At 69.0% G+C, this 19,328-nt stretch carries 18 protein-coding genes and 2 pseudogenes; 9 read left to right on the top strand and 11 right to left on the bottom strand.

What is annotated here, in order from left to right:
• Positions 1-15: 15 nt before the first annotated feature.
• Positions 16-810 carry a metal-dependent hydrolase gene (locus DCW30_RS15450; RefSeq protein ID WP_076687413.1) on the bottom strand — a complete coding sequence of 265 codons (795 nt, stop codon included), beginning with the start codon at positions 808-810 and terminating at the stop codon, positions 16-18.
• Between the two features lie 31 nt (positions 811-841).
• Between DCW30_RS15450 and DCW30_RS15445 the strand changes: the two genes are divergently transcribed.
• Positions 842-3,445 (top strand): DEAD/DEAH box helicase, encoded by a 2,604-nt coding sequence (locus tag DCW30_RS15445; protein WP_237283465.1) that lies wholly within the window; start codon positions 842-844, stop codon positions 3,443-3,445.
• A 46-nt stretch (positions 3,446-3,491) separates the two neighbouring features.
• Complete coding sequence (locus DCW30_RS15440) at positions 3,492-4,361, top strand: acyl-CoA thioesterase (RefSeq protein WP_062776040.1); 870 nt, start codon at positions 3,492-3,494, stop codon at positions 4,359-4,361.
• Positions 4,362-4,424: 63 nt separating this feature from the next.
• Here the strand turns inward: DCW30_RS15440 and DCW30_RS15435 are convergent, their stop codons facing one another.
• Together DCW30_RS15435 and DCW30_RS15430 are read right to left on the bottom strand one after the other, a co-directional pair.
• Positions 4,425-4,877, bottom strand: a complete 453-nt coding sequence (locus tag DCW30_RS15435) for a DUF6397 family protein (RefSeq protein ID WP_123985629.1) — start codon at positions 4,875-4,877, stop codon at positions 4,425-4,427.
• Between the two features lie 109 nt (positions 4,878-4,986).
• Complete coding sequence (locus tag DCW30_RS15430; protein WP_062776041.1) at positions 4,987-5,400, bottom strand: roadblock/LC7 domain-containing protein; 414 nt, start codon at positions 5,398-5,400, stop codon at positions 4,987-4,989.
• A gap of 92 nt (positions 5,401-5,492) precedes the next feature.
• Between DCW30_RS15430 and DCW30_RS15425 the strand changes: the two genes are divergently transcribed.
• Entirely contained in the window at positions 5,493-5,921 is a 429-nt protein-coding gene (locus tag DCW30_RS15425; RefSeq protein WP_076687412.1) for a PPOX class F420-dependent oxidoreductase, read from the top strand.
• A 109-nt stretch (positions 5,922-6,030) separates the two neighbouring features.
• On the opposite strand, the pseudogene DCW30_RS37485 reads toward DCW30_RS15425, so the two are convergent.
• Together DCW30_RS37485 and DCW30_RS37480 are read right to left on the bottom strand one after the other, a co-directional pair.
• Positions 6,031-6,378: pseudogene (locus tag DCW30_RS37485) on the bottom strand (ATP-binding protein); the annotation flags it as partial.
• Positions 6,371-6,475, bottom strand: a pseudogene (locus DCW30_RS37480) (DUF742 domain-containing protein); the annotation flags it as partial. The pseudogenes DCW30_RS37485 and DCW30_RS37480, both read right to left, overlap by 8 nt.
• Before the next feature lie 82 nt (positions 6,476-6,557).
• On the opposite strand from DCW30_RS37480, the gene DCW30_RS15415 reads away from it, so the two are divergent.
• Positions 6,558-7,157, top strand: a complete 600-nt coding sequence (locus tag DCW30_RS15415) for a class I SAM-dependent methyltransferase (RefSeq protein WP_076689622.1) — start codon at positions 6,558-6,560, stop codon at positions 7,155-7,157.
• 42 nt (positions 7,158-7,199) lie between these two features.
• Here the strand turns inward: DCW30_RS15415 and DCW30_RS15410 are convergent, their stop codons facing one another.
• Positions 7,200-7,958 (bottom strand): alpha/beta fold hydrolase, encoded by a 759-nt coding sequence (locus tag DCW30_RS15410; protein ID WP_076687410.1) that lies wholly within the window; start codon positions 7,956-7,958, stop codon positions 7,200-7,202.
• 137 nt (positions 7,959-8,095) lie between these two features.
• Here DCW30_RS15410 and DCW30_RS15405 point away from each other — a divergent pair, with 137 nt between their 5' ends.
• A complete protein-coding gene (locus DCW30_RS15405) occupies positions 8,096-8,632 on the top strand; it encodes a PadR family transcriptional regulator (RefSeq protein WP_076687409.1) in 537 nt (178 codons plus the stop codon).
• On the opposite strand, the gene DCW30_RS15400 is transcribed toward DCW30_RS15405, so the two are convergent.
• The gene (locus DCW30_RS15400) at positions 8,606-9,514 is read right to left on the bottom strand and encodes an oxygenase MpaB family protein (protein WP_076689620.1); all 909 of its coding nucleotides are present in this window, start codon (positions 9,512-9,514) and stop codon (positions 8,606-8,608) included. The genes DCW30_RS15405 and DCW30_RS15400 overlap by 27 nt on opposite strands.
• A gap of 103 nt (positions 9,515-9,617) precedes the next feature.
• On the opposite strand from DCW30_RS15400, the gene DCW30_RS15395 reads away from it, so the two are divergent.
• Together DCW30_RS15395 and DCW30_RS15390 are read left to right on the top strand one after the other, a co-directional pair.
• Positions 9,618-9,917, top strand: coding sequence for a hypothetical protein (locus DCW30_RS15395; RefSeq protein WP_416069306.1), 300 nt, complete (start codon positions 9,618-9,620; stop codon positions 9,915-9,917).
• Between the two features lie 140 nt (positions 9,918-10,057).
• A complete protein-coding gene (locus DCW30_RS15390) occupies positions 10,058-10,873 on the top strand; it encodes a hypothetical protein (RefSeq protein WP_076687408.1) in 816 nt (271 codons plus the stop codon).
• A gap of 78 nt (positions 10,874-10,951) precedes the next feature.
• On the opposite strand, the gene DCW30_RS15385 is transcribed toward DCW30_RS15390, so the two are convergent.
• Both DCW30_RS15385 and DCW30_RS15380 read right to left on the bottom strand, forming a co-directional pair.
• Complete coding sequence (locus DCW30_RS15385) at positions 10,952-11,134, bottom strand: hypothetical protein (RefSeq protein WP_062776135.1); 183 nt, start codon at positions 11,132-11,134, stop codon at positions 10,952-10,954.
• A gap of 170 nt (positions 11,135-11,304) precedes the next feature.
• A complete protein-coding gene (locus tag DCW30_RS15380; protein ID WP_076687407.1) occupies positions 11,305-12,357 on the bottom strand; it encodes a fatty acid desaturase family protein in 1,053 nt (350 codons plus the stop codon).
• Between the two features lie 245 nt (positions 12,358-12,602).
• Between DCW30_RS15380 and DCW30_RS15375 the strand changes: the two genes are divergently transcribed.
• Together DCW30_RS15375 and DCW30_RS15370 are read left to right on the top strand one after the other, a co-directional pair.
• Positions 12,603-15,482: a DEAD/DEAH box helicase gene (locus DCW30_RS15375; RefSeq protein WP_076687406.1), complete on the top strand. Its 2,880-nt coding sequence runs from the start codon at positions 12,603-12,605 to the stop codon at positions 15,480-15,482.
• On the top strand, positions 15,479-16,801 hold the full coding sequence (locus tag DCW30_RS15370) for an SWIM zinc finger family protein (RefSeq protein WP_079250223.1): 1,323 nt from the start codon (positions 15,479-15,481) through the stop codon (positions 16,799-16,801). Before DCW30_RS15375 ends, DCW30_RS15370 begins: the two co-directional genes overlap by 4 nt.
• A 464-nt stretch (positions 16,802-17,265) precedes the next feature.
• Here DCW30_RS15370 and DCW30_RS36690 read toward each other — a convergent pair whose 3' ends face one another.
• Entirely contained in the window at positions 17,266-17,880 is a 615-nt protein-coding gene (locus DCW30_RS36690; protein ID WP_076687405.1) for a hypothetical protein, read from the bottom strand.
• Positions 17,881-18,135: 255 nt separating this feature from the next.
• Complete coding sequence (gene xylA / locus DCW30_RS15355; RefSeq protein ID WP_076687404.1) at positions 18,136-19,302, bottom strand: xylose isomerase; 1,167 nt, start codon at positions 19,300-19,302, stop codon at positions 18,136-18,138.
• Between the last annotated feature and the right edge of the window lie 26 nt (positions 19,303-19,328).

Raw genomic sequence — 19,328 nt, 5'->3', positions numbered from 1 at the left:
GTAGGCCGCTCGGCCTCAGATGAAGTTGAGCGCGGCTGCGCCGCCCACTCCGCCGAGCAGCATGAACACCGGCATCAGCACCTTCAGCTCGATCCAGCTGCCGGCCCGGAAGCGCAGTGCTTTCGGCGGCCCGATCGGATACCAGCGCTTCCGGCCTATGGGAATGGGCCACAGGATCGGGCATCCGGAGATCGTCAGTGCGTCCCCGATGTCGTGCACCAGCGCACCGAGCACGATCGGCAGGCCGAGCCACAGGTACTCCTGGCCGGGCGCGGTGAAGAACCAGTCCGAGCCGTTGCCCGGTTTGTCGAGGACGCCGGCGAGGATCCAGGCGCTCGTGGCGGCGAGCAGCCACACCAGCACATCGCTGCTCGACCCGCGCGCCGCCCGCCACAGCAAGCCTTCGATGGCGAGCACCATGTGGACGAAGAGGATCGCGAGCACCGCCCAGCGCCCGCCGAAGATCGCCAGGGCTGAGGCGCCGGCGCCTATGAGCACCGCCCACAGCCAGGTGTGGGTGAGCGTGCGGTGGCCACCGGAACGACGCGGGTCGCCGGCCTTCCGTGTCGCTTTGTAGACGGCATAGGAGAGCTTGTCGACAATTTCGCACAGACCGCGCGAGACGGGTCCAAAAGACCGCGAAATGGTCGCGGACTTGTGATCGAGGTCGGGCGCGAGGGCCGCCCCGGCACAGATGAGCGCCCCCACGAGAAGGACCGGCCAGGGCATCATGCGCCCCGCGGCCGCGGCGGCCGCGCCGACCCCGAGCCAGGCCGCCGCTCCCGACAGTGAGTGTGCCGGTCCCATCATTGCTGCAGCCCGCCTCATTCCCCATGTGCTGATGCCCCGTTGGCGACACAGCGTAGCGTTCGTGATCTTTCGAGAGACCGCCGGTTCCCTGATCCGGTCGGAAGGAAGGCAAGATGGGGGTGTGACCCTTATCGATCAGCTGCCGCCGGATGCCGACCCCGATGCCCTCTTCGAAGCCTTCTCCACGTGGGCCGAGGAACAGGGGATCACTCTCTACCCGGCCCAGGAGGAGGCGCTGATCGAGGTGGTCTCCGGAGCGAACGTGATCTTGTCCACTCCCACGGGCTCCGGCAAGAGCCTGGTGGCGGCCGGCGCACACTTCACCGCCCTCGCCCAGGACAAGGTCACCTTCTACACGGCCCCCATCAAGGCACTGGTGTCGGAGAAGTTCTTCGACCTGTGCAAGCTCTTCGGCACCGAGAACGTCGGCATGCTCACGGGTGACGCGTCCGTCAACGCCGACGCCCCCGTCATCTGCTGCACGGCCGAGGTCCTCGCCTCGATCGCCCTGCGGGACGGCAAGGACGCCGACATCGGCCAGGTCGTGATGGACGAGTTCCACTTCTACGCCGAGCCGGACCGCGGATGGGCATGGCAGATCCCGCTGCTCGAACTGCCGCAGGCACAGTTCATCCTCATGTCGGCGACGCTCGGCGACGTCAGCATGTTCGAGAAGGACCTCACGCGCCGCACCGGCCGCCCCACCTCGGTCGTCCGCTCCGCGACGCGCCCCGTGCCGCTGTCGTACGAGTACCGGCTGACGCCGATCACCGAGACGCTCACCGAACTTCTGGAGACCAAGCAGGCTCCGGTCTACATCGTGCACTTCACACAGGCACAGGCCGTCGAGCGCGCCCAGTCGCTGATGAGCATCAACATGTGCACACGTGAGGAGAAGGACAAGATCGCCGACCTGATCGGCAGCTTCCGCTTCACCACCAAGTTCGGCCGCAACCTCTCGCGCTACGTGCGCCATGGCATCGGCGTGCACCACGCCGGCATGCTGCCCAAGTACCGCCGCCTGGTGGAGAAGCTCGCCCAGGCCGGTCTTCTGAAGGTCATCTGCGGTACGGACACTCTCGGCGTCGGCGTCAACGTCCCGATCCGCACCGTCCTCTTCACCGCGCTGACCAAGTACGACGGCAGCCGGGTCCGCACTCTGCGTGCGCGGGAATTCCATCAGATCGCCGGCCGGGCCGGACGCGCGGGCTTCGACACCGCGGGCTTCGTGGTCGCGCAGGCGCCCGAGCACGTCATCGAGAACGAGAAGGCGCTCGCGAAGGCGGGTGACGACGCGAAGAAGCGCCGCAAGGTGGTCCGCAAGAAGGCGCCGGATGGCTTCGTCGGCTGGACCGAGAACACCTTCGAGAAGCTCATCGCCTCCGAGCCGGAGCCGCTGACCTCCCGCTTCCGCGTCACGCACACCATGCTGCTGTCCGTGATCGCCCGCCCGGGCAACGCCTTCAAGGCGATGCGTCACCTGCTGGAAGACAATCACGAGCCGCGCAAGGCGCAGCTGCGGCACATCCGCCGCGCCATCGCGATCTACCGCTCGCTCCTGGCCGGCGGTGTCGTGGAGAAGCTCGACGAGCCGGACGCCACGGGCCGCGTCGTGCGCCTGACCGTCGACCTGCAGCAGGACTTCGCGCTCAACCAGCCCCTGTCGACCTTCGCCCTCGCGGCCTTCGAGGTCCTCGACCCGGACTCCCCCTCTTACGCCCTCGACATGGTCTCGGTGGTCGAATCCACCCTTGACGACCCCCGTCAGATCCTCGCGGCCCAGCAGAACAAGGCGCGCGGCGAAGCGGTGGCGTTGATGAAGGCGGACGGTGTCGAGTACGAGGAGCGGATGGAGCGGCTCCAGGACATCACCTACCCCAAGCCGCTGGAGGAGCTCCTCTACCACGCCTACAACACCTACCGGACGAGTCACCCGTGGGTCGGCGACCACCCGCTGTCCCCGAAGTCCGTCATCCGTGACATGTACGAGCGGGCGCTGTCCTTCACCGAGTTCACCTCCTTCTACGAACTCGCCCGCACCGAAGGCATCGTGCTGCGCTACCTGGCCAGTGCGTACAAGGCTCTTGAGCACACCATCCCGGACGACCTGAAGTCGGAGGACCTGGAGGACCTGATCGCCTGGCTCGGCGAGATGGTCCGCCAGGTCGACTCCAGCCTCCTCGACGAGTGGGAGCAGCTGGCCAATCCCGAGGTCATGACGGCCGAGGAGGCCCAGGAGCGGGCCGACCAGGTCAAGCCGGTCACGGCCAACGCCCGCGCCTTCCGCGTCCTGGTGCGCAACGCGCTGTTCCGCAGGGTCGAGCTGGCCGCCCTCGACCATGTCGAGGAGCTGGGCGAGCTGGACGCCGAGTCCGGTTGGGACGCGGACGCCTGGGGCGAGGCCATGGACAAGTACTGGGACGAGTACGAAGATCTCGGGACCGGACCCGACGCGCGCGGCCCCAAGCTGCTCTCCATCGAACAGGACCCGGAGCATGGTCTGTGGCGCGTCCGCCAGACGTTCGCCGACCCGAACGGCGATCATGACTGGGGCATCAGCGCGGAGGTCGATCTCGCGGCATCCGACGAGGAGGGCCGCGCCGTCGTGCGGGTCACGGACGTCGGCCAGCTCTGAAGTCCGCCAGTAATCGTGTGTCCCCGACAGGAGTCGAAGAAGCGTCATGAGCAACCCCGCCGAACGGCTGGTCGACCTGCTGGATCTGGAGCAGATCGAGGTCAACATCTTCCGGGGCCGCAGCCCCGAGGAGTCCCTGCAGCGTGTGTTCGGCGGGCAGGTCGCCGGGCAGGCCCTGGTAGCGGCGGGCCGCACCACGGAGGGCGACCGCCCCGTGCACTCACTGCACGCGTACTTCCTGCGCCCCGGCCGTCCGGGCGTGCCCATCGTGTACCAGGTCGAGCGGGTCAGGGACGGGCGCTCCTTCACGACGCGTCGCGTCACCGCCGTCCAGCAGGGCCGCACGATCTTCAACCTCACCGCCTCCTTCCACAAGCCCGAACAGGGTGCTTTCGAACATCAGCTGCCGCCGCGTATCTCCGCTCCTGACCCGGAGTCGCTGCCGACCGTGGCCGAGGAGATCAAGGAGCACTTGGGCGCGCTCCCCGAGCAGCTGGAGCGCATGGCCAGACGCCAGCCCTTCGACATCCGTTACGTGGACCGGCTGCGTTGGTCCACCGAGGAGGTCAAGGACGCCGAACCGCGCAGCGCGGTGTGGATGCGCGCCGTCGGCCCGCTGGGTGACGACCCGCTCGTGCACACCTGCGCGCTCACCTACGCGAGCGACATGACGCTGCTCGACGCCGTACGCATCCCGGTCGAACCGCTCTGGGGACCCCGTGGCTTCGACATGGCGTCGCTCGACCACGCCATGTGGTTCCACCACCCGTTCCGCGCCGATGAGTGGTTCTTGTACGACCAGGAGTCCCCCATCGCGACGGGGGGCCGCGGCCTCGCCCGCGGCCGTATCTACGACACCGAGGGCCGGCTCCTCGTATCAGTGGTGCAGGAAGGCTTGTTCCGCCCCCACGCGTGACGTCACTGGACCGGCATCAGCGGCCTTTACATATGGCCCTGGCGTTGCACGTCGTCGCGCGCGTCACTCGCTCTGCACCTGCCTACGGCGCAACCACTTCCTCATCAGGCCGCGCGACTCGTGTTCCGACACGCCGATCGCGTCGTCCCTCCGGTGCTCGGGCTCCGCGCGAGCCGAAGCCGAGTCGACTACTGCGACTGGAGCGGCTAGAGCTGTTGCCGGTGGACCTGGGGGCCGGGGCGCCGGGCGTTCCGAGCGGGCCTGGGAGAGGCCGAGCTGAAGGCTGGCGTGCAGCGCGCCGGGATAGCTCTCGCTGTCACGTACACGGTCGATCTCCGCACGGGTGACACGGCGCTGTGTTCCCTGTGGGCCGCCGATGACGCGGATGCGTCCGAGCGATACGGCGAGATCGAACTCGCCGCGTTTCAGGCCCAGCTCTTTCGCCGCACCACTCAGTGCGACGGAGGGCGGAGCCGCTGTCGCCGTGGGCGGCTGTGTGGTCATGACGTCCGTCATGTTCGTTCTCCCCCGTGAGACGTTTTGCTCTCGGGAAAGACCGTAGCCCGGTTGCCACGACCTTCGCTGAGCCTGTGGATAACTCCTGACAGGGCAGCGTCAGGACTGGTCAGAGGTCCACGACGGGCGCTCGCTCAGGCTGCCGTGCCCCTACGGCCAAGTGCTCTCCGACGCGATTCACGAGCAGCGTCATCTCATAGGCGACCTGGCCGATGTCAGCCTCCGCCGCGCTCAGGACGCACAGACAACTGCCGTCGCCCGCCGCGGTGACGAAGAGGACTGCGTCATCGAACTCGATCATCGTCTGGCGGACGTTGCCCGCGTGAAAGTGGCGCCCCGACCCCTTGGCGAGGCTGTGCAACCCCGACGAGACCGCCGCCAGGTGTTCCGCGTCCTCGCGCCGCAGGTCCGAACTGGCACCGGTGACCAGCCCGTCGTTGGACAGCACCAGCGCATGGCGAACGTGCTCCATCCGCTGCGTCAGGTCGTCCAGCAGCCAACCCAGCCCCGTGCTCTGCGCCATCGTTCCCGTCTCCCCGAGTCGGTCCTCCTGGCTGGAGGATCTGACCTGCCAGCCTTCCCCACGACCGGCGCCCCGGCAAGCATGATGGGGGCATGGCACAAAAGATGACCGATGACCAATGGCGGGCATTCGTCTCACACGGCACGCGAACCGGCAAGCTCTCGACCGTCAGGGCCGACGGCAGCCCGCACATCGCACCGATCTGGTTCCTTCTCGACGGAGACGACCTGGTGTTCAACACCGGCAAGGAGACCGTCAAGGGCCGTAACCTCGCCCGTGACGGCCGCGTGGCCCTGTGCGTGGACGACGACCAGCCACCATTCGCCTTCGTTGTACTGCAGGGCCGCGCCGAGCTGGTAGAGGAGCTCGACGAGGTCCGCCACTGGGCGTCCAGGATCGGCGCACGTTACATGGGCGAGGACCGGGCCGAGGAGTTCGGCGAGCGCAATGGTGTGCCCGGCGAGCTCCTGGTACGCATGAGTATCGACAAGGTGCTCGCACACACCGGAATCTCCGAGTGAGGGTTCGCGCCGCCGCTGGACGCACCTCATGCCGGAATTCGGCCTGAAGACTCCCCGACCACCGGCCGGAGGTCCGGCTGGTGGTCCGAATCTCCGGACGGACCGGCGCTCAGCCCACCGAGTCGAACGCCGGGCGGCGTGCATCCGCCCGGCTGCTCGACCAGCCGAATCAGCACCTCTTTCCCCGAGTCACGGTCCCGTGCGTCACAGAGCACCATGGGGCGCCGCGGTCGAAGTCCAGGGCTCGTGGAACCTCCTGCGCGCCGTATGTACGTGCAGACCCACCCTGATGGTGATGCGCCCGAAGTCCATGACGACAATCGTCGTGGTCTTCCGGGCGACGCCCTCGGTGTCCGTCCACCATCTGGCCCGCCTCGCTGAGCAGTTCCTCGGTCCGTAGGGAGCGGATCTCGCTGACCGCGCCGACCAAGGTGGTCTTGCCGACCTCGAAGCCGCCGGTCGGGAAGCTGTGCGGGCCGAACCGGTCGACCGACCTCGACGTGCCCCAACTTGAGCAGGTCGCCGAGGAGCATTCTCACCACACCCACACCCACACCCACACCCACACCCACACTTACGCCCCGCTCGACCGAGTGCGCCCCCGCGCGCGCGGCGCTCTACGCAATCATGGGTCGCATGAGTGACGACCACACGAAGGTCCAGGAGTTCTTCACGGCCCGAGCCGCCGACTGGGACGCTCGTTTCCCCGATGACGGCCCCGCCTATCGAGCCGCGGTCGCCGAACTCGGCCTCCGTAAGGGCGCGCGGGTGCTCGACGCGGGCTGCGGTACAGGGCGTGCCCTGCCGGCGCTCAGGGACGCCGTCGGACCTTCGGGAGCGGTGCTGGGCGCCGACCTGACTCCCGCGATGCTGGAGGCCGCCAGGCAGGCGGGAAGGGACCGTTACGGGCAACTCCTGCTCGCCGATGTGACACGCCTGCCGCTGGCCGCCGCGTCGCTCGACGCCGTCTTCGGCGCCGGGCTGATCTCGCATCTTCCCCAGCCGACGAAGAACTTGACGGAGTTGCGGCGCGTGGTGCGCCCCGGAGGGCTGCTCGCCCTCTTCCACCCCATCGGCCGTGCGGCGCTCGCGGCCCGACAGGGCCGGCAGATCACACCGGACGATCTGCGCGCGGAGGCCAACCTCGCCCCACTGCTCGCAAGCTCGGGTTGGCTCATGACGTCGTACGTCGACGAGGACGCGCGGTTCCTCGCGCTCGCCGAACGCGTGGCTTGAACAAATCGATCGCCGACCCGGCCGGCGGCTGCATGCAGTGGGTCAGGGGCGCCCGGAGACCGCGGCGACGAACGCGTCGGCGTTGTCGAACATGATGTTGTGCCCGGCGTCCGGCACGGTCATGACCGTGACTCCGGATGCCTCCAGGACTTCGCGCCCCGCGAGGTCACCGCTCGACGCCCCCTGCAAGTAGACACGTTCGATGGTCAGTTCTTCGAGCATCCGGCGCATCGTGGGCCGCGTGCCTCTGATGAGACCGACGGCGCTCCGGTGCAGGGCACGGGGGTCGGCCAAGCGCATGGTGGCCGCCCAAGTGGGGCCGACTTTCTCCAGCACGCGCGCGTAGCCGCCGCTTTCGACGAAGTCGCGTTCCTCGTAGGAGGCTATCCCGCTACTGCCCGCCGTCGCCGGCGGATGCGGATCGAGATTGGCCTCCGTGAGGACGAGGCGTGAGACCAGTTCGGGACGCCTGTACGCCAGGACGACGGCGATGGAACCGCCCATGCTGTGAGCGATGATCTCCGCTCCGGCCACGCGGGCCTCATCGAGAACCGCGGCCAGTGCCTCCGCATGGTCTTCCAGCGTGTAGCCGAAGTCCGCAGGCCGGTCGCTGATGCCGTGTCCGGGGAGGTCGACGAAAAGTGAACGTCGCCCCACCAGTTCGGGCCTGGCGGCGATATGCGCGTGGTAGATCGTCGACGCCGCGCCGAGACCGTGCACGTATACGCGAGCAGCGTCGGCGCCGGCGACCTCCGTCCATCGCACTCGGCTGCCCCCAGCGTCGAACCGTGCTTCACGCATCGTCGAGTCCCTTCCATGCGGTGCCGTCATGCTGTGGCCCACCTCGGTCGGGCCCATACCAACAATACATCGGTGTCGATGTACAACGTGGGTGATGTACACCGTGCAGAACGGCGAGATGCGGCAGAATGCGAACCATGCTCGAACTGGCCATCCTCGGTTTCCTTTACGACAGCCCCCTGCACGGCTACGAGCTGCGCAAGCGCATCACCGCGCTGACCGGTCACGTACGACCCGTGGCCGAGAGCACTCTGTATCCCGCCATCAAGCGCCTGGAGAAGGCAGGGCTACTGGCCCGGGAGACACAGCCGGGGGCGGTGGCCGCGCCGCGTCACGTCCTGAATCTCACCGCTGGCGGCAGGCAGGAGCTGCGCAGACGTCTCGCGGAACCAGCGACGGGGGACATCACCGACGAGAACCGCTGGTTCACGCTCCTCGCCTTCCTCCGTCACTTGGACGACGCGGCGGCCCAGGCCGCTGTACTGCGCAGACGGCTGGCCTTCCTGGAGGAACCCGCCAGCTTCTTCTACGACGGGGAGCGGCCGCTGCGTGCGGAGGAGCTCGACGACCCCTTCCGGCGAGGCATCCTCACGATCGCGCGCGCGACCAGCCGAGCCGAGCTGGAATGGCTGCACTCGACACTGGCGTCACTCGGCGACGGGGCCAGCCGCTGAGCTGCCCCCGTGCGGCACCGGGCACCCCCGGACGCCGGGGACCGGGAATGTCCCGAGCGCGGAGATCCGGTAGCCGTCCGGGTACCCCTTGATCTCACGGTTCTGCCGTGCGTGGTGCGGGGCCCGGCGTGGAGGCATCAGGCGCACCGCGCGCCCCCTGAGCCTCACCGCGCCCCTGACCAGCGAACGAGTGGCGGCACCCGGCCGCTCATAGCGGAACGCCCGCAGCAAGGGCTCGTCGAGGAGCGCGAGAGTGGCGGTGCGCAGCATGGGCGCCATCGGGCGTGGATACCACGATGCCATCAGATCGAGGGTCGCGTCGGACACCTCGCGTGCTCCCTGGTCCCAGCCGAAGTGAGCCGCTTCATAATCGTCCAGGCATCTTTCGAACTCGGCGTACGAGGCCGGGATTCCCTTGATGCCCATGTGCTGCCCGAGCGTACGGTAATAGACGGCTGCAGCGGTCGTCTCGTGGTGTGAGAGCCTGCGCCAGCCGTAGGCGTCGATCCAACGCTTGGGCACCACGACGAAGGTGCACAGTACGTAACGCATGTCGTCATTGCTGATGTCGTAGCTGCGATGCATCTGATTGATGCGCCGGATCGCGGTCCGGCCTTCGTCGCTGGTGAAACCGTGCTCCACGACGGCGTCCAGCAACAGCACCGTATCGTCGTACCTCTTCTGCGTACGGGCCGTCAGCTCGGCTGTCCTGGCGAGCAGGCGGCCGATGCCGGGAACGGCGTAGGTGCGGTAAAGAGCCAGTTCGAGGGCGCGCGTGTAGTCCCACGGGAATTCGAAAGTGGCGGTGAGCCGGTAGATCTCGAGGAAGTCCTTCTCCGGGTCGAGGCGCCTGATCTGCTCAAGTCGCTGGAAACGCTTCACCGCGAAGTCCCCCTTCTGCCACCGGAGCACTCACTCTACGTTGGGAGAAGGCCGCGTAGGCCTCCAGAGGCGGGATGCTGTGCTCGGGAGAAGGTAGTCCAAAGTGATCGACAAGCTCCGTAAGTTCTGGCGTGCCGACAAACCTGCCGATGAGCGGGGCGTACACACCGCCGGGGAACCGAAGCGCACGCACAATCTCTTCGAGGCGGCCGCCGTCTACACCGCGGCGTGCGCCGAGGACGATCAGGACGAGATGGACCGAGCCAGGCAGTGGGTCTCTCCGGAGGCCTTGTCGTTCGGCCTCAGTGAGCTCGCCTGCCGAGCGGTCATCGCCCTCGCCCGAGAACGCGACCAGTCACCCCAGGATGTGGCCCGCTCGCTCATGGGGCTGCCCGCCGCGTGAGCATCGGCTGCGGTGGCGGGCGCGTCGAAAGTCGTCGGACGGGTCCGGTCCTCGGTGATTTTCCTGGTCATGCTCCTCTCGACGATCTCTGGGGCGACTGGTTAGGGTGCGCCGACGGACGAAGCGAAGGGGAGGCAGCCATGGCCGGGACGGATGACGCCGTCGGCACCGACGACGACGCGCTGTACGTGCTGACCGCGGTGCTGCTGACACCCGCGAAGTTCCCCAGCGTGCTGGGCGACGACTATCCGGAGGCGTGTGCGGCGCTCGGCCTCGCACCACTCGCCGCGGGCTACGGCCTGGTCCTGGGCCAGGATGGCGAGGGTGCGCGCTGGACTGTCGTCGTCGACGATGTCTCCCTAGTGGCCGTCGCGATCGCGTCCTGGGACTGCGGCATGGAGTACGACCTGTCGCCCGATGAACGCACCGTGGTCACCGCACGGCCCGGCTGGCCCCTCGCGGTCGCCGTCGCGGCACCGGGCGTCCCCGCTCCGCACGACCCGGAACCGGGGGCCGGCGACGGGCAGCCGCTCGCGCCGCCGCCCTCCGACATCTGGGGGCCGGCTCAGCGGCGGCAGGGAGCCGACGAGATAGCGCTGCAGTGGGCGACCTGGCGGGAACAACTCGACGAGGCCGACTTCGCCACGGAGGGTTCGCCAAAGCTTTCGAGCAGCCTGGACGAGGCCCCGCTGACCGGTGTGCGACGTGTCATGGCCGAAGCTCGTTCGTACATCGACTCCCCGCCGCCTCTGGGACGAGTCCGGTCGTCCTTCGCCTCCGGGGGAAGCCGCATCCTGCGTGCCGACGGGCCCGGTTGGTCGCTCGTCGCGAGGACCGACGACATCGCGTTCGTCCTGTTGGACGAGGAGCCCGGCGAAGTGCTGCCGGTCGGCCGCGGCCCAAGACTCCCCGCTCTTCTGGAAGCCCTCGACAAGATGGCGGTCCGCCCTTCGTGAGCCGGTCCGCCACCCCCTGGGACATCGACCGGTCGGTCCCATGAACAAAGCGCTCACCGGCTCACGGCTCCAGAGCCCTCAGTGGCCTATCTCCTTGCGTGTGACACGACGCAGTCTGCGCCGCTGACCGGAATCGAGCGCGAGATAGGCAGCGGCGGGAACCCCGAGCACGATCAGAAGTGCGGCCCACCACGGCAACCAGATCAACAGGATGATCCCGGCCGCCACGCCCCCTGCGGCGATCTTCGCCTTCTTCGACATGTGCGTCGCCTCCTCCGCGGCTACTGCCGCTCTCTGTCGTGAAAAACGGCCGCGGCCCTGCCTCAGTTCCACGCAGCGCCCCTGAGAGATCCCTGACTCCAGCCCCTACTGGTTCCCGGGCCGCTTCCCATCACGGGTCACGTCCACCCCACCCGTCCGACCCCCTCGCCCTACTCGACGCGCAGGGGCTCGCCGACCTCGTACATGTGGCGCAGCACCTGTCGGTAGGAGTCGACGAAGCCGGCCTCCGTGTAGGGGATGCCCACGGCGGCGCAGTGGGCACGCACGGCCGGCTTGGCGAGCCGCAGATGGGGGCGGGGCATGCTCGGGAACAGATGGTGCTCGATCTGGTGGTTCAGCCCACCGAGGAACCAGTCGATGACCGGGTTGCCGCGGATGTTGCGCGAAGTCAGCACCTGGCGATGGAGATGCCCCCAGCGCTCGCCGTCGGGGTCCGGCATTTCCATGCCCTTGTGGTTCGGGGCGAAGGCGAGACCGAGGTGCAGCCCGAACAGCGCCTGATGCACGGCGGCGAAAGCGAGTGCATGGCCGACCGGCATGGCGGTGAGCAGCAGCGTCACGTAGCCCACCAGGTGGGCGACGAGGAGGACGCCTTCCACCAGGCGCTCGCGCGGAGGCTGGCGGCGCAGATCCTGGAAGCCGTAGATCTTCATGGCGACGCCCTGGAGGAGCGTGAGCGGAAAGAAGAGCCAGGCCTGGTTCCGGGTGAGCCAGCGACGGAAGCCCATGCGGACTCGGGCCTGCTTGCTCGTCCACACGAGGACGTTGGCGGCCACATCAGGGTCCTTCTCGATGTGGTTGGGGTTGGCGTGGTGCCTGTTGTGCTTGTCGTTCCACCAGGCTGAGCTCATCCCGAGCAGGAGGTTGCCGTGTATGAGACCGATGGCACGGCTGACGGACCGCTTGCCGGTGATCTGAGAGTGCCCGGCGTCGTGCCCGATGAATGCCGTACGGGCGCACAGGACGGACAGCACCGGGGCGAGGAGCAATACCCACCAAGAGCCGCCCACGAAGTACATCGCGATGCATACGGCCGTGAGTGCGATGGCATTGACCGCGATGGTGCGCGTGTACCAGCCGATGCGGCGATCCAGGAGGCCCTGCCCCTTGACGGTACGCAGGAGGGGCGCGAAGTCGCTTCCGACGGGCTGTCGGCCAGTGGATGATGGGGAGCGTTCCGCTACTGCTGCGGCCTGGGGCATGGATGGGTCTCCGGTCTCCGTAACGACGGTCTGACCCGTTGAAACGTACGGACCGGCACTCTATGGCGGCCATGGCGCCACCACCCGGATCCGGGCGGGGGCCAGCACCGCCGCGATGGGGGGTTGACTCCACCCCGCCAACTACAGTGACGCGGATCACTTGCGAGTCGCTTCCGGGCGACCTCGCCCATCATGTACTCTCGGCCGCCCCACAAGTAGTCAAATTTGAGGAATGCGCTATCGCTGTGCAGAGGCTTCCCGTCGTCTCCCCTTCCGAGATCTCCGAACTATCGGAATGTTCCGTTCTCTTCGCACCCGCCGACCCCGCTCGCGGCGGCCGGGTCGCCTTTTGGCGGCCGGACGGCACCGAACCGCCTTCCTCCTCCGTAGGCACCACCGAGGAATGGGACATCGCCATCCCGGGCGACGGTGACGCCGAACTCGTCACCGTGTCCGTGCTCCTCCTCCCTGTGCGCGACGCGCTGCCGGTCCTCACACGCGCGCGTGCCTCGTCGCGGGCCCACCCGACGGCCCGCTTCTGGGGCACGGCCGGAGTCCTCGCCCTGCAACTGACCGCCCGCGGGCTCCTCCTCCCGGGGCTCACCGCCAGTGATCACGATGCCTGGCGTGCCGGGCCCCTGGGAGCCGAGGACGTGCGACGGCTGCGCGAGCTGGCCGCGGCGATGCCTCCGGCCGCCCACGCGCTGCCCTTGGGCGACGACGCCCCGCTGCGGCTGCCCGAGCCGGAGCGGCTGCTCCGGCAGTTCCTCGACGCCGTGGCCGACACACTGCCGCGCTCTGCCGCTGCGGTCACGGCGGCCGGTGGACCCGCTTTCGCGGGACGGGGGCCGCTGCGCGCTCCGGAGCACCGGGCCTGGGCGGCAGATGTCGCGGCCGGGCACGACGTGGGGGTGCGGATTTCGCTGCGGGTGGAGATTCCGGGCCTGGCCTCGGTCGCCGGCGACGGCACCCGGCTGCCGGTCCGTGCCGTGCTGCAACTTCACAGTGTCAGTGACCCCACGCTCGTCGCGGACGCCTCCGAAGTGTGGACCGGGAGTGCGGCCTCGGAAGAGGCCTTCGGGCCACGCGCGAAGATGGACGCGCTCCTCGCACTGCGTCGCGCCACGCGCGCGTGGCCACCGCTCGCCCCACTGCTCTCGGCCACTGTGCCCGACGCGATCGAACTCGCCGACGATGAGGTCACCGAACTGCTGGGCAATGGAGCACACTTGCTCGCTGCGGCGGGCGTCGACGTGCACTGGCCCAGGGAGCTGGCGCGCAGCCTGACCGCGCGAGCCGTCATCGGCCCGCCGGACGACAGACCGGACGGCGCCGAGAAGCGCCCGGACAGGCTGGCCTCGGACACGCCCTCGTTCCTCTCGGCCGACGCGCTGCTCGCCTTCAACTGGCGTTTCGCGCTGGGTGACCAGGAACTGACCCGCGAGGAACTCGACCGGCTCGCCGAGACGAATCGTCCTGTGGTGCGCCTGCGCGACCAGTGGGTACTCATCGACCCCGAAGAAGTGCGCCGCGCACGCAGCCGGCAGGACCGCAAGGTCACCCCGATCGACGCTCTCAGCGCCGCCCTCACGGGCACGACCGAGGTCGAGGGGCGGCACGTGGAGGTGGAGCCGACAGGATGGCTCGCCACGCTCCGCGAGCGCCTCGCGGACCCGGAGGGCATGCAGCCGGTCGGCCAGCCCGAAGCGCTCGCCGCGGAGCTTCGCGACTACCAGCTGCGGGGGTTGAACTGGCTCGCCCGCATGACCTCGCTCGGCCTCGGTGGCTGTCTGGCCGACGACATGGGGCTCGGCAAGACCATCACGCTGATCTCGCTGCACCTGCACCGGCAGACGCAGGAGGACTCCACCGGCCCGACGCTGGTGGTCTGCCCGACGTCGTTGATGGGCAACTGGCAGCGGGAAATCGAGAAGTTCGCGCCCGGCACACGCGTGCGTCGGTTCCACGGCGCCCAGCGGGGCCTGGAGGACCTGGCCGACGGGGAGTTCGTGCTGACCACCTACGGCACGATGCGGCTCGACGCGGAGAAGCTGGGGCAGACCCCCTGGGGCATGGTGGTCGCCGACGAGGCCCAGCACGTGAAGAATCCGTACTCGGCGACGGCGAGGCAGCTGCGGACCATCAAGGCACACGCGCGTGTGGCGCTCACCGGAACACCCGTGGAGAACAACCTCTCCGAGCTGTGGGCCATTCTGGACTGGACCACTCCGGGGCTGCTCGGCAGGCTCGGTACTTTCCGGACGCGCTATGCCCAGGCAGTGGAAGGCGGCTCGGACCCGGGGGCCGCCGAACGGCTGGGACAACTTGTACGGCCGTTCCTGCTGCGCCGACGCAAGTCGGACCCGGGGATCGCGCCGGAGCTGCCGCCGAAGACGGAGACCGATCGGGCCGTATCCCTGAGTCAGGAGCAGACAGGGCTCTACGAAGCGGTGGTCCGCGAGACCCTGGCGGAGATCTCGGGAGCCGACGGGTTCGCTCGGCGCGGGCTGATCGTCAAGCTCCTCACCGCGCTCAAGCAGATCTGCAACCACCCGGCGCAGTACCTCAAGGAGGACGATCCGCACATCGCGGGCCGCTCCGGGAAACTGGAACTGCTCGACGAGTTGCTCGACACGATCCTCGCCGAGGAAGCCGGCGTGCTCGTCTTCACGCAGTACGTCCAGATGGCGCGGCTCATCGAGCGGCACCTCGCGGACCGTGGTGTCCCCTCGCAGTTCCTGCACGGAGGGACGCCGGTCGCCCAGCGCGAGGCGATGGTCCAGCGTTTCCAGGACGGGGAGGTACCGGTCTTCCTGCTGTCCCTGAAGGCGGCTGGGACCGGATTGAACCTGACGCGTGCCGAGCACGTCGTGCACTACGACCGCTGGTGGAACCCCGCCGTCGAGGCGCAGGCCACCGACCGCGCGTACCGCATCGGGCAGACACAGCCTGTGCAGGTCCACCGGCTGATCGCGGAGGGCACGATCGAGGACCGCATCGCCGAGATGCTGCTGCGCAAGCGTGAGTTGGCGGACGCCGTCCTCGGTGCGGGCGAAGCCGCCCTCACCGAGCTGACCGACGCCGAACTGTCGGATCTGGTGGAGCTGCGAGGGGGCACGCGATGAACGACGTCCATGACGACGCGTACGGAGCCGAGAACGACGACCCGCGCGTGGACGCGCCCTCCCTTGAGCGCACGTTCGCGGCCTTGCCGCCCGCGCACGGCCGGGGCTTCGCGCAGAGCTGGTGGGGCCAGGCCTGGCTGAAGGCCCTCGAGGAGACCGCGCTCGACAACGCCCAGCTCAAGGCGGGGCGCAAGCTGGCGCGTGCGGGCGCCGTGGGCGCCGTCTCGGTGCGCCCCGGCCGGATCACCGCGGTCGTCAAGGACCCGGACGGCACACCGCACCGATCCGACGTGCTGCTCCAAGAGCTGAGCCCGGAGGAGTGGGACCGCTTCGCGGACGTGGCCATCGAGCGGGCCGGGCACATCGCGGCGCTCCTGGACCGCGACATGCCACCCCATCTGGTGGAGGACTCGGCGGCGGCCGGCATCGAACTGCTGCCCGGCATCGGCGATCTGGAGCCCGAGTGCGACTGCGAGGCATGGGACCACTGCGGGCACACATCGGCACTCTGCTACCAGATGGCGCGCTTGCTCGATCAGGACCCGTTCGTCCTCCTGTTGATGCGAGGGCGCGGGGAGCGCGCGCTCCTCGATGAGCTCCAGGTACGCAGCGTCGCTCGCACTGACGCGCCGCAGCCCGGTGAGGCACCCCAGGATGCCGCCCTGGAGGGCGTCAGCGCCGCGGAGGCGTACGCGGAGGGCGACATCCTGCCTCCGCTGCCCGCTCTGCCCGAGCTGCCTTCAGGGCCCGGCCTGCCGCCGACGCTCGACACCGAGGTAGAGCCGGACGCGGGCCTGGACGTGACTGCGGTCGAGTTCTTGGCGGCACAGGCGGCAGCGGAGGCGTACCGGCTGTTGACCGACGCCCTGGCCCCCGGTCATGAGCTGCATGCGGTGGAGGCCGAGTTGACCGCGGAGGAGGACGCCGTGCGACTGGCCGCCGCGGAACCGGAGGCCGGGGTCCGGAACCGGCTCGCGGCAGTGTCCGGGCGCGGTCGCGAGGGTCTCGCGCTGGCTGTGCGGGCCTGGCGGTTCGGCGGCCGAGCCGGCCTGCACATACTGGAGGAGGAGTGGAGACCGGAGGGCGAGGCACTGGCACGCGCGCGTGCCGCACTGGACGCGGCCTGGGACGAGGACGAACGGCCGCCTCTGCGGGCCGCGCACAACCACTGGACCGTGGTCGACTCAGACGTGCAGTTGCGGCATGGGCGTGACGGCCGCTGGTGGCCCTACCGAAAGGAACACGGCCAGTGGTCCCCGGCAGGGCCCGCTGCGCACGATCCCGCGACGGCGCTGGCCGTGGCGAGCGGCAGTGAGTGAGACGATCCAGCCGGATTGAGCGAGGCGGCGCCTCAGCAGTGCCTACCGGCGCGCGCCGACCGCCCGGCCGCGCGCCGGGAACACCGGCACGCGCGCTCCCCCTGCGCAGCGATTGAGCACGGCCACCTCATCGTCGACCGTAGAAGCACGTCGGATCAGGGAGGTCTGACCACACGAGCTACTCGGGCTCACCATGGGGATGGCGAAATCATCGGCTCTGCCTGCCACGGCCTGGCTGAAAGGGGAGAATCAGGGACACTCTGCCGCACACGCACTGATCGGACCGGTGCATGCCGACGCCGCCTCCCGCCCCTCGCGGGAGGCGGCGTCGGCGCGTCCGAGCCAGGGCGCGTGGGAGTGAACGGCAAGCGTCTCCGTCCACCTGATGGGCTCACAGGACGGACCTATGAGCCACAGCGCCTTCTCGCGCACGTCTGTGCGGCTTCCGGGCTATGGGACACCTCTCAGGACAGCGGCTTGGTGAGCTTGTGTTTGCCCGCCCCGGCGTCTCCCGCCAAGCTGCACGCGACGTCGTCGATGCCGATCCTGTAGCCGGAGACGTCCGGGCACTGCACCAGAGTGCCGCGTACCGTGCCGGACGGCTGGTTGCGCGCCTTGCGCTCGAGCGGCTGTCGGCACAGGTCGGCCGCCGCCTTCTTCAGCTCCGCGTTCGTCGTGTAGGAGCCCTTGAGTCGCACAATGCCGACCACTTCGGCGTCGTGTGGGGTGCGACATGACTTCGTCGCGGCGCGCCCCGGCTTGCCGGTATTGACGTTGAAACAGTCACCGGTCTTCAACCGGTAGTACGGGACTTGCCCGGCCGCAGGCGCGGGGACGAGCGAATCGAGGTCGCTCGGGAAGTCCGTCGGCAGTGAGGGGGCCGTACTGGGGAGGTCAGTGGGGAAGCTGGTGGGCAGCTCGCCCGGCAGCCCCGAGGGGAGGCTCAGGGACGGCGTCGGCTCGGGCTCCCCGCTGCTGCTCTCGATCGGCCCCTTCTTCTCCTTCCCGTCGCCACCGTCCCTGGCGACGAGGACGACCGTGGCGATGGCCCCCACGACCACCATGGCCGCCAGCAGCACGAGGAGCCCCTTGTGCCGCCCTGGAGGCCCACCTGGCGGTGTGGCCGGTGGCGGCCGTCCCCCAGCCGCCTGGAGGCGGCCCGTAGCCGCCTCCAGGCGGCGGTCCGAACCCCCCGCCTCCCGTGGGAGGCGGGCCGGCGGGGGGCGAAGGCGGCTGTGGCGGTACGGGCGGCATGGCCATACCACCCAGAGTCGCCTCGAACCGGTCAGGAGGCGACCCCTACGCGGAAGTTGTCGCGAACCGCGGCGGCGAACCTAGCCGCGCACTCCCAGGAGGTGATCCATCGCCAACTGGTCGAGGTGCTCGAACGCCATCCCGCGCGCGGCGGTCGCCTCCACATCGAACGCCTCGAAGGCACCCTGGTCGGAGAGCAGCCCGGAGAGGCCGTCCTCGGCCGTGGGAAGCGCCAGTTCGTCGAGGCGTGCGGCACTCAGCGCCTCCCGCACCTCCGGGTCGGCCCGGAAGGCGGCCGACCGTTCCCGCAGGATCAGGTAGTTGCGCATGCAGCCGGCGGCCGATGCCCAGACCCCTTCGTAGTCCTCCGTGCGCGGCGGCTTGAAGTCGAAGTGGCGCGGGCCTTCGTAACCACCCCTCTCAAGGAGGTCCACCAGCCAGAACGCGCTGCGCAGGTCCCCCGCGCCGAAGCGCAGGTCCTGGTCGTACTTGATGCCGGTCTGACCGTTCAGGTCGATGTGGAAGAGTTTGCCCGCCCAAAGCGCCTGGGCGATGGAGTGCGGGAAGTTGAGGCCGGCCATCTGTTCATGACCCACTTCGGGGTTGACGCCAAACAGTTCGGGCCGCTCAAGGCGCTCGATGAAGGCCAAGGCGTGTCCGACGGTGGGCAGGAGGATGTCACCGCGCGGCTCGTTCGGCTTCGGCTCGATCGCGAAGCGCAGGTCGTAGCCCTGAGACGTCACGTACTCGGACAGCAGGTCGAAGGCCTCCTTCATCCGGTCGAGCGCGTCCCGCACATCCTTGGCGGCGCCGGATTCCGCTCCCTCCCTGCCGCCCCACGCCACGTACGTACGCGCGCCCAGCTCCACCGCGAGGTCGATGTTGCGGATCGTCTTGCGCAGCGCGTAGCGGCGTACGTCACGGTCGTTCGCGGTGAACGCGCCGTCCTTGAAGACGGGGTGCGTGAAGAGGTTCGTGGTGGCCATCGGCACGACGAGGCCCGTCGCGTCCAGAGCCTGCCGGAAGCGCTTGATGTGGCCCTCGCGCTCCGTGTCGGACGCCCCGAAGGGGATCAGGTCGTCGTCGTGGAACGTCACTCCGTAGGCACCCAGTTCGGCGAGGTGACGCACGGAGTCCGCCGGGTCGATCGCACCGCGCGTGGCATCGCCGAACGGGTCACGCCCCTGCCAGCCGACGGTCCACAGACCGAAGCTGAACTTGTCGTCCGGAGTGGGCTGGTAGTTCATGTACGGCTCCCTCGACTATTTCGTCA

This window comes from Streptomyces alfalfae (assembly GCF_004127445.1).
Taxonomy (GTDB): Bacteria; Actinomycetota; Actinomycetes; order Streptomycetales; family Streptomycetaceae; genus Streptomyces; species Streptomyces alfalfae.
The sequence above is the reverse complement of the archived record's forward strand: the minus strand, read 5'-3'. Positions and strand labels throughout refer to the sequence as shown.